Source organism: Micromonospora sp. NPDC005710, assembly GCF_040630995.1.
In the GTDB taxonomy this organism is placed as follows: Bacteria; Actinomycetota; Actinomycetes; order Mycobacteriales; family Micromonosporaceae; genus Micromonospora.
Map to the genome: position 1 here is coordinate 1 of NZ_JBEXYP010000046.1, position 9,647 is coordinate 9,647.

Here is a 9,647-nt window from a genome sequence, read left to right on the forward strand (position 1 = left end):
GTACCTGCGTGACCTGTTCGGTGCCCGGCTCCGGGCGGTCAAGCTTGATCCCTGCGCCGGGCACGGCGGGCCCCCGCCCCCGTCGTGGTTCCGGTTGGTGCGGGGGTGCCGCGGCCGCCGGTGGATTTGATCTTGGTGGTGGGTTACCAGCCTCTGGCTTTCCACTGGGGGAGGGCGGGGCGCTCGGCGCCCAGCGTGCTGTCCTTGCCGTGGCCCGGGTAGAACCAGGTGTCGTCCGGCAGTTGGTCGAACAGCTTGTGCTCGACGTCAGCGATCAACGCCGCGAAGCGCTCCGGGTCCTTGTCGGTGTTGCCGACCCCACCGGGGAAGAGGCTGTCGCCGGTGAAGAGGTGCGGGGTGCCGGCCGGGTCGCGGTAGAGCAGCGCGATCGAGCCCGGGGTGTGCCCCTTGATGTGGATGACCTCCAGCGCGCAGTCGCCGACCGGCACCGTGTCACCGTCGGTCAGGCGCTCCGCGTCGATCGGCAGCCCCGCCGCGTCGTCGGCGTGCACGAGCGTCCGGGCGCCGGTCTTCGCGACGACCTCCTCCAGCGCCACCCAGTGATCCATGTGCTGGTGGGTCGTCACCACGGCGGTGAGCCCACCGTCGCCGATCAGCTCGAGCAGCCGGGGCGCCTCGTTGGCGGCGTCGATCAACAACTGGTCACCGGTGCCCGTGCACCTCAGCAGGTAGGCGTTGTTGTCCATCGGGCCCACCGAGAGCTTGCTGATGGTAAGCCCGTCCAGCTCCCGAACCGCCGGTGGGCCGCCGTGCGTGACGTCTCCGCTGTATGTCATGACGTTTCTACATCCATTCCGGTGGAGTGGGCAGGGGACCGTCGGGGGTGACGGAGAGTGGGGCGCCGTCGGCGCGGCCGATCAGCCAGGCGGCGACGTCGGGGGCGGGACCGGCGACGACCGGGGCGCCGACGCGGTCGCCGATCACCACCTCGTGCTCGCTGCCGTCGAGGCGCAGCACCATCGACGGCGGCGTCGGCCCCATGGCGTGATGGCTCGCCGCCTCACGCAGCAGCCGGTGGGCGAAGTTCTCCGACCAGTCCGCGGCGCGGTACTCGGCGGCCAGGTCGACGTGGTGCACCTCGATCTCCCGAAACCGACCCCAGACCAGCAGCGCGGCCGGCCACGGCCCCTTACGCGCCTGCACCGTCGCCGCCCACGCGTCGGCCGGCATCGCCGCGACCGCCTCGGCGAACAGGTCCGCGGTGCGGCGCAGGTCGTCCAGGTGCTCCGTCGGCGGCCGGTCCGCACCGGCTTCGATGTCCGCGTTACGGACCTCCAGCGAGGCGTACATCGGCAGCGCCTGCCCCGTGCGGGCCGAGGTGAGCAGGTTGACGAAGCCGTCGGCGTTGCGCGCCAGATGCGCCAGCACGTGCCCGCGGGTCCAGCCGGGCAGCAGCGACGCGGCGGCCAGGTCCGCGGCGTCGAAAGACGCGACGGTACGCAGTAGTCGGCCGGTGGCCGCGTCCACCTCGCCCATCAGCAGCAGCGGATCCGTGGTCACCCGTCGACCCTAGCGGTCCGCCGCCCGCGCCGTCGTCGCGGAAATCGCTTTCGGCGCGTCGGCGCGCCACCTACCGTCAGCGGCAGACGCGGCACCGGGACATCGGACGGGGGGTGGTGATCATGCCGGACGTGGCACGCGTGTTCCGCCATCACCAACGTCGACACCGATGAGGATGCCATGACCATCGATCTGACCGCCCTCGGCTGGGACGCCGAGCGGACGGCGTACGCCGCACGCCGCGGCGAGCACCAGCCGGGCCGGGTGGCCCGGGTGGACCGGGGGGTCTGCACCGTGCTCACCGCAGCCGGCCCGGTCCGGGCCAGCCTGGGTGGGGCGGTCCTGGCCGCCGCCGCGCGGGACCCGTCCGCGCTGCCCTGCGCCGGGGACTGGGTGCTGCTCACCAACTGGCCGGACCGCCGCGTGACAGTGGAGGTGGTGCTGCCGCGGCGCGGCGCGCTGATCCGGCGTACCGCCGGCAAGGACGCCAGCGGCCAGGTGCTGGCCGCCAACCTCGACGCCGCCGCAGTGGTGGAGCCGGTGCACCCCGAGCCGGACGTGGGCCGCATCGAGCGGCTGCTCTCCCTGGCCCACGAGTCCGGCGCCCGGCCACTTGTCGTCCTGACCAAGGCCGATCTCGCGGCCGACCCGGCCGCGCTGGCCCGCCAGATGGCCGCGGTCGCCCCCGGAGTGCCGGTGCTGGCGGTCAGCGCCGAACTCGGTCTCGGGCTGGACCCGCTGCGCGCCGAGGTGGCGCCGGGCCGCACACTCGGCCTGCTCGGCCCGTCCGGTGCGGGCAAGTCGAGCCTGGTCAACGCCCTCGTCGGGGCGGTGATGATGCCTACCCAGGCGATCCGTCGCGTGGACGGCAAGGGTCGGCACACCACCACCTGGCGGGCGCTCGTACCGATCCCCGGCGGCGGGGCGGTGATCGACACGCCCGGCGTCCGGGCGGTCGGCCTGTTGGACGGCGCGGCCGGGCTCGACCGGGCCTTCGCCGACATCGCCGGGCTGGCCGAGGGTTGCCGGTACGCCGACTGTGGTCACGACGGCGAACCCGCCTGCGCGGTCCGGGAGGCGCTGCACGTCGGCGAACTCTCCACCCGCCGGTGGGAGAGCTGGCGGCGGCTGCAGGGTGAGGTGGTCCACGAGAGTCGACGGCGGGAGGCCCGGGTGGCCGCCGAGCGGCGTGGCGGGTGGCGTTCGGCCCGGCGCCGGGCCGAACGCCCGCCGACGCCAGGAGGCTACTGACCGGGCACCTGTCGAGGCGCGGCCGACCGGGCTGAGCTGGGGGAATGTGCGGGCGAGGGAAACTGTCGTACCTCGGGGCTAGAGTTGCCGAGGCGTGTTTTCCGCGCCCGCACGACCGCTCAAGACCGCCCAGAGCGGGACACATCCTTCGCTTCGTCTTCTCCCGGGAGTACCCGTACCGTGGCCGACCGACTGATCATCCGTGGCGCGCGCGAGCACAACCTGCGTGACGTCAGTCTCGACCTGCCCCGGGACGCACTCATCGTGTTCACCGGGCTGTCGGGGTCGGGCAAGTCGAGCCTGGCCTTCGACACGATCTTCGCCGAGGGGCAGCGCCGCTACGTCGAGTCGCTCTCCTCGTACGCCCGGCAGTTCCTCGGGCAGATGGACAAGCCGGACGTCGACTTCATCGAGGGCCTGAGCCCGGCCGTCTCGATCGACCAGAAGTCCACCTCGCGCAACCCGCGGTCGACAGTCGGCACCATCACCGAGGTCTACGACTACCTGCGCCTGCTCTACGCCCGCATCGGTGAGCCGCACTGCCCGGTCTGCGGCGAGCGCATCTCCCGGCAGAGCCCGCAGCAGATCGTCGACCGGGTCCTCGCCATGGCCGAGGGCACCAAGTTCATGGTGCTCGCCCCGGTGATCCGTGGCCGCAAGGGCGAATATGTCGACCTCTTCGCCGAGCTGCAGGCCAAGGGCTACGCGCGGGCCCGGGTCGACGGTGTGGTGCACCCGCTGACCGAGCCGCCGAAGCTCAAGAAGCAGGAGAAGCACACCATCGAGGTGGTGATCGACCGGCTCACCGTCAAGCCGAGCGCCAAGCAGCGGCTCACCGACTCGGTCGAGGCCGCCCTGGGCCTGTCCAGTGGCCTGGTGCTGCTCGACTTTGTCGACCTCCCGGAGGACGACCCGGACCGGGAACGCCGCTACTCCGAGCACCTGGCCTGCCCCAACGACCACCCGCTCGCGATCGAGGATCTCGAGCCCCGGGTGTTCTCCTTCAACGCGCCCTACGGCGCCTGCCCGGAGTGCACGGGTCTGGGCACCAAGAAGGAGGTCGACCCGGAGCTGCTGGTTCCCGACCCGGAGCGCAGCCTGCGCGAGGGCGCCATCCTGCCCTGGGCCACCGGGCACAACCTGGAATACTTCCTGCGCCTCCTGGAAGCCCTCGGCGAGGCCCAGCACTTCGACGTCGACACCCCGTGGCGGGCGTTGCCGGCGCGGGCGCAGAAGACGATCCTGCACGGCTCCGACGACCAGGTGCACGTGCGCTACCGCAACAAGTACGGCCGCGAGCGCTCCTACTACACCGGCTTCGAGGGCGTGGTGCAGTGGATCGAGCGCCGGCACTCCGACACCGAGTCCGAGTCGTCCCGCGACAAGTACGAGGGCTACATGCGCGACGTGCCGTGCGCGGCGTGCGGGGGTGCCCGACTCAAGCCCGAGGTGCTCGCTGTCACGCTTGCCGGCAAGAGCATCGCCGAGGTCTGCAACCTGTCAGTGGGGGAGTGCGCCGACCTGCTCGCCGGCATCGAGCTGACCGACCGGCAGAAGCTGATCGCCGAGCGGGTCCTCAAGGAGATCAACGCCCGGCTGCGGTTCCTGCTCGACGTGGGGCTTGACTACCTCTCCCTGGACCGCCCGGCCGGCACGCTGTCCGGCGGTGAGGCGCAGCGCATCCGGCTGGCCACCCAGATCGGCTCCGGCCTGGTGGGCGTGCTCTACGTGCTGGACGAGCCGTCGATCGGGCTGCACCAGCGCGACAACCACCGGCTGATCGAGACCCTGATCAGGCTGCGTGGGCTGGGCAACACGCTGATCGTGGTGGAGCACGACGAGGACACCATCCGCACCGCCGACTGGATCGTCGACATCGGGCCGGGCGCGGGTGAGCACGGCGGCAAGATCGTGCACAGCGGCTCGGTGCCGGCGCTGCTGAAGAACAAGGAGTCGATCACCGGGGCGTACCTGTCCGGTCGCCGGTCGATCCCGACGCCCACGGCTCGCCGTCCGCTGGACCCGGCCCGCGAGCTGGTGGTGCACGGCGCTCGGGAGCACAACCTGCGCAACCTGACCGTTCCGTTCCCGCTGGGCCAGCTGATCGCGGTCACCGGGGTCAGCGGCTCGGGCAAGTCGACGCTCGTCAACGACATCCTGTACGCGGTGCTGGCCAACCAGATCAACGGTGCCCGACTGGTGCCCGGCCGGCACACCCGGGTTTCCGGTCTGGAGCACGTGGACAAGGTCGTCGGCGTGGACCAGTCGCCGATCGGCCGGACACCGCGCTCCAACCCGGCCACCTACACCGGCGTCTGGGACCACGTCCGCAAGCTGTTCGCCGAGACGACCGAGGCGAAGGTGCGCGGGTACGGCCCGGGACGCTTCTCCTTCAACGTCAAGGGCGGGCGCTGCGAGGCGTGCTCCGGAGACGGCACCCTCAAGATCGAGATGAACTTCCTGCCCGACGTGTACGTCCCCTGCGAGGTCTGCAAGGGCGCCCGGTACAACCGGGAGACCCTCGAGGTGCACTACAAGGGCAAGACCGTCTCGGACATCCTGGAGATGCCGATCGAGGAGGGCGCCGAGTTCTTCTCCGCCATCCCGGCCATCCACCGGCACCTCAAGACGCTCGTCGACGTCGGCCTGGGCTACGTCCGCCTCGGTCAGCCCGCGCCGACCCTCTCCGGTGGTGAGGCGCAGCGGGTCAAGCTCGCCTCCGAGTTGCAGAAGCGCTCCACCGGGCGGACGGTCTACGTGCTCGACGAGCCGACCACCGGTCTGCACTTCGAGGACATCCGCAAGCTGCTGATGGTGCTGGAAGGGCTCGTCGACAAGGGCAACACGGTGATCACCATCGAGCACAACCTCGACGTGATCAAGACCGCGGACTGGCTGATCGACATGGGTCCCGAGGGTGGCCACCGCGGCGGCATGGTGCTCGCCACCGGCACCCCCGAGGAGGTCGCCGAGGTGGCCGAGAGTCACACCGGCGAGTTCCTGCGCCAGGTGCTCAAGCTCGACGGCGAGGCCAAGGGTGCGGCTTCCGCCACCACCCGGGCCGCCAAGGCCAACGGCGTGACCAAGGCGCGGGCCAGCCGCAAGGTGGCGGCCGCCGCACGCTGACGTCGCTGCGGGTGTTCGTCTGGCGGGGCGGGGCAGGTCGGTCGACGGCCCGCCCCGCCCCATTTGCCGGGTCGGACGAATGCCGCGATGAACCATCCGGCACAGTTGCCCGTGTGGAGAAGTGTGACCGGCCTTCGGCCGGCGCAGCGGCTACCGAGAGGCGAGGCATGAGTGACGATCAGGCAGTGACCGGTCCGGGTACGCACACACGTCGTACCCTGCTCACCGGCGTCGGGGCGGTCGGCGCGGCCGTCGTCCTGGCTGCCTGCGGCAGTGACGACGGCACCGGCAGCGACGCACCCACGAGTGGTGGCCCCGCCGTTCCCAGCACCGGTGACGCCGGCGGCGGCGACCGGCAGAACGCCCAGTCGCTGGCCACCACCGCCGACATCCCCGTCGGTGGCGGCAAGGTCCTCGCCGCCGAGGGCGTGGTCATCACCCAGCCCGCGGCGGGCCAGTTCAAGGGCTTCAGCCCGATCTGTACGCACCAGAACTGCCCGGTGACGAACGTCGACGGCGGCACCATCAACTGCACCTGCCACGGCAGCAAGTTCTCGATCGAGGACGGCTCGGTGAAGGCCGGCCCGGCCACCAAGCCGCTGCCGCCCAAGAACATCAAGGTCACCGGCGACCAGATCTCACTGGCCTGATCCGACGCGGGGTCAGCTCACCCGGGCGGCGCACGCTGATCGGCCGGGCGGCGCGGCGTCGCCCGGACCGAACCGCGTTTCGGCACGTCGGGGTGTCTGCCGTGGGCCGACACCCCGACCTCCGGGACGTCGAGTGGATCACGCGCCTGCGGTGGGCTGTCGGTGCTGCGGACTAGGCTTGTCGGCGTGGCTGACCCCTCTACCTACCGCCCCGCACCCGGCACCATCCCGGAGCTACCGGGGGTCTACCGCTTCCGCGACGGCACCGGCCGAGTGATCTACGTCGGCAAGGCGCGAAATCTGCGCAGCCGACTCAACTCCTACTTCGGCGACGCCTGGAACCTGCACGAGCGCACCCGGCAGATGGTCACCACCGCCGAGTCGGTGGACTGGATCACCGTCGGCACCGAGGTCGAGGCGCTCCAGCAGGAGTTCACCTGGATCAAGCAGTACGACCCGCGGTTCAACGTCCGCTACCGCGACGACAAGTCGTACCCCTATCTCGCCGTCACCCTCGACGAGGAGTACCCACGGCTGCAGGTGATGCGCGGCGCCAAGCGCAAGGGCGTGCGCTACTTCGGTCCCTACTCGCACGCCTGGGCCATCCGCGAGACCCTCGACCTGCTGCTGCGGGTGTTCCCGGCGCGGACGTGCTCGGCCGGGGTGTTCAAGCGGGCCGGCCAGGTCGGTCGCCCCTGCCTGCTGGGCTACATCGGCAAGTGCTCGGCACCGTGCGTCGGCACCGTCTCCGCCGACGAACACCGGGCCATCGTCGACGGGTTCTGCGACTTCATGGCCGGGCGCACCGACACCATGGTCCGCAAGATCGAACGCGAGATGACCGAGGCGAGTGAGCAGCTGGAGTTCGAGCGGGCCGCCCGGCTGCGCGACGACGTGGCAGCGCTGCGCCGCGCTATGGAGAAGCAGACTGTGGTGCTCGGCGACGGCACCGACGCGGACGTCGTCGCGTTCGCCGACGACCCGCTCGAGGCCGCCGTGCAGGTTTTCCACGTCCGCGACGGCCGAATCCGCGGCCAGCGCGGCTGGGTGGTGGAAAAGACCGAGGACCTGACCACCGGGGACCTGGTGCACCACTTCTGCACCCAGGTGTACGGCGGCGAGCACGGCGAGGCCGACGTGCCCCGGGAACTACTGGTCCCCGAGCTGCCCGCCGACGCCGACGCGCTCAACGAATGGCTCTCCAACCACCGGGGCAGCCGGGTGTCGCTGAGGGTGCCGCAGCGCGGCGACAAGCGCTCCCTGATGGAGACCGTGGAGCGCAATGCCAAGGACGCGCTGGCCCGGCACAAGCTGAAGCGCTCCGGCGACCTGACCACCCGGGGCAAGGCACTCGACGAAATCAGCGAGGCGCTGGGCATGAGCACCTCGCCGCTGCGCATCGAGTGTTTCGACATCTCGCAGATCCAGGGCACCGACGTGGTCGCCAGCATGGTGGTCTTCGAGGACGGGTTGCCCCGCAAGAGCGAGTACCGGCGGTTCATCGTCCGGGGCGCCACCGACGACCTCTCCGCGATGTCCGAGGTGCTGCGTCGCCGCTTCGCCCGCTACCTGGACGCCAGGGCCGAGACCGGCGAGGTGGGCGTGGAGTCGGCCGACGATGCGGCCGCCCCCCAGGACGAGGTCGAGCCGCAGGTCGGTGTCCTGATCGATCCGACCACCGGCCGGCCTAGAAAATTCGCGTACCCGCCTCAGTTGGTCGTCGTCGACGGCGGCGCCCCCCAGGTAGCGGCCGCCGCACAGGCCCTCGCCGACCTGGGCATCGACGACGTGGCGCTGTGCGGCCTGGCCAAGCGGCTCGAAGAGGTGTGGCTCCCGGACGACGAGTTCCCGGTCATCCTTCCGCGCACCTCCGAAGGGCTCTACCTGCTGCAACGGGTGCGAGACGAAGCCCACCGGTTTGCCATCACCTTCCACCGGCAGCGCCGCTCCAAGCGGATGACCGAGTCGGCGCTGGACCACGTACCCGGCCTGGGTGAGGTGCGGCGCAAGGCACTGCTGCGGCACTTCGGCTCGCTCAAGCGACTCTCGGCCGCGACGGTCGAAGAGATCACCGAGGTGCCGGGGGTGGGTCGGCGTACCGCCGAGGCGATCCTGGCCGCCCTGGACAGCGACACGAAGTCCGGCGACGGCGCGGAGGCCAAGCCCAGCACCTGACCGCTGCCCTACTCGCCCGGCTGAAGGCGGTCAACCAGCCCCTGCCGGCTGCCGTCGCTTGTCCCGCGAGGGGCATCGAGCGCGCGCGTGATCGCGCTCGATCCTTGTTGTAGTGGCCTCGTCTGCGTTGGGAGGGGCCTGTTTCATGGATTGAGCACGATCTCGGGTGGGGCTGAGGGCTCGGAACCGTGTCAGCGCCCTGCCGAGGGTGCGTGCCTGGTCCCGGTGGTCGGGCTTGGTCCCGTGGTCGGGCTTGGTCCCGTGGTCGTGCCTGCTTCCGTGGTCGTGCCTGGTCCCGTGGTCGGGCAGGGTCGTGCAGGTCGTTTTGGGGCATGAACGGCGCAGGTCGGCATGATCGACTCGGGTTTCAGGAAGTCGGGGTATCCCTGGCGCCGGGACACCGCGTTTTCCCGGAACCCGAGTGGATCATGCTGGTGTGGCCGCCGTGTCAGGTTCGGCAAGGTGTCGGACTGGGTGGTTTGTCGGGTTCGGTGTTGCCTGTCGGGTGGTCGGGGCCACTCCGGCGGTGGAATCGGCGGCCGGCCTAGGTCGTTATACCTGGCAGACCACCGCGACCGTCGAGTCGCAGGGCGCGGCAGCCGCCGGGAACATCCGCCGAGCCGCCCCGGTTACATCCCCCGCACCACCGAGCACCACCACCCTGGCAACGCGGGAACACCCCGCAGGCCGGGACCGTTACACCCCCGCACGGCCGAACACCACCGGCCGACCCCCGGCCGGCAGGCGGAATGATCCGCCGCCAGCACCCGTTACACCCTGTCCCGACGCCGACCCCCCCCTTCCGCGGGTCGCCGGGCACCCCCAAAACCTTTCCCCCACACGACCACCCCCGAGGTCGCGCGGGTGTCCCCCGAATGCAGAGGAGCACGCCATCATGCGTACCGATCTGATCCGTAAGACCAC

6 protein-coding genes are annotated in these 9,647 nt (G+C 71.0%); 4 read left to right on the forward strand and 2 right to left on the reverse strand.

The annotated features are described in order from the left end of the window. Window positions 1–143: 143 nt before the first annotated feature. Complete coding sequence (locus ABZ406_RS30485; protein ID WP_357768958.1) at window positions 144–797, reverse strand: MBL fold metallo-hydrolase; 654 nt, start codon at window positions 795–797, stop codon at window positions 144–146. 7 nt (window positions 798–804) lie between these two features. Beyond that, a complete protein-coding gene (locus tag ABZ406_RS30490; RefSeq protein WP_357768960.1) occupies window positions 805–1,521 on the reverse strand; it encodes a maleylpyruvate isomerase family mycothiol-dependent enzyme in 717 nt (238 codons plus the stop codon). A gap of 180 nt (window positions 1,522–1,701) precedes the next feature. Between ABZ406_RS30490 and rsgA the strand changes: the two genes are divergently transcribed. The 4 genes from rsgA to uvrC all read left to right on the forward strand — a co-directional run bounded on the left by rsgA (window position 1,702) and on the right by uvrC (window position 8,723). Beyond that, window positions 1,702–2,772 carry a ribosome small subunit-dependent GTPase A gene (gene rsgA, locus ABZ406_RS30495; protein WP_357768962.1) on the forward strand — a complete coding sequence of 357 codons (1,071 nt, stop codon included), beginning with the start codon at window positions 1,702–1,704 and terminating at the stop codon, window positions 2,770–2,772. Window positions 2,773–2,952: 180 nt separating this feature from the next. Further along, entirely contained in the window at window positions 2,953–5,898 is a 2,946-nt protein-coding gene (uvrA, locus tag ABZ406_RS30500) for an excinuclease ABC subunit UvrA (protein ID WP_357768964.1), read from the forward strand. Window positions 5,899–6,065: 167 nt separating this feature from the next. Beyond that, complete coding sequence (locus tag ABZ406_RS30505) at window positions 6,066–6,548, forward strand: Rieske (2Fe-2S) protein (protein ID WP_357768966.1); 483 nt, start codon at window positions 6,066–6,068, stop codon at window positions 6,546–6,548. Window positions 6,549–6,734: 186 nt separating this feature from the next. Beyond that, on the forward strand, window positions 6,735–8,723 hold the full coding sequence (gene uvrC / locus ABZ406_RS30510; protein WP_357768968.1) for an excinuclease ABC subunit UvrC: 1,989 nt from the start codon (window positions 6,735–6,737) through the stop codon (window positions 8,721–8,723). Window positions 8,724–9,647 lie beyond the last annotated feature (924 nt).

Bases quoted from the DNA above. Each gene is read 5' to 3' on its own strand.
- ABZ406_RS30505 (WP_357768966.1), top strand. From the start codon at position 6,066: ATGAGTGACGATCAGGCAGTGACCGGTCCGGGTACGCACACACGTCGT.
- rsgA (WP_357768962.1), top strand. From the start codon at position 1,702: ATGACCATCGATCTGACCGCCCTCGGCTGGGACGCCGAGCGGACGGCG.
- ABZ406_RS30485 (WP_357768958.1), bottom strand. From the start codon at position 797: ATGACATACAGCGGAGACGTCACGCACGGCGGCCCACCGGCGGTTCGG.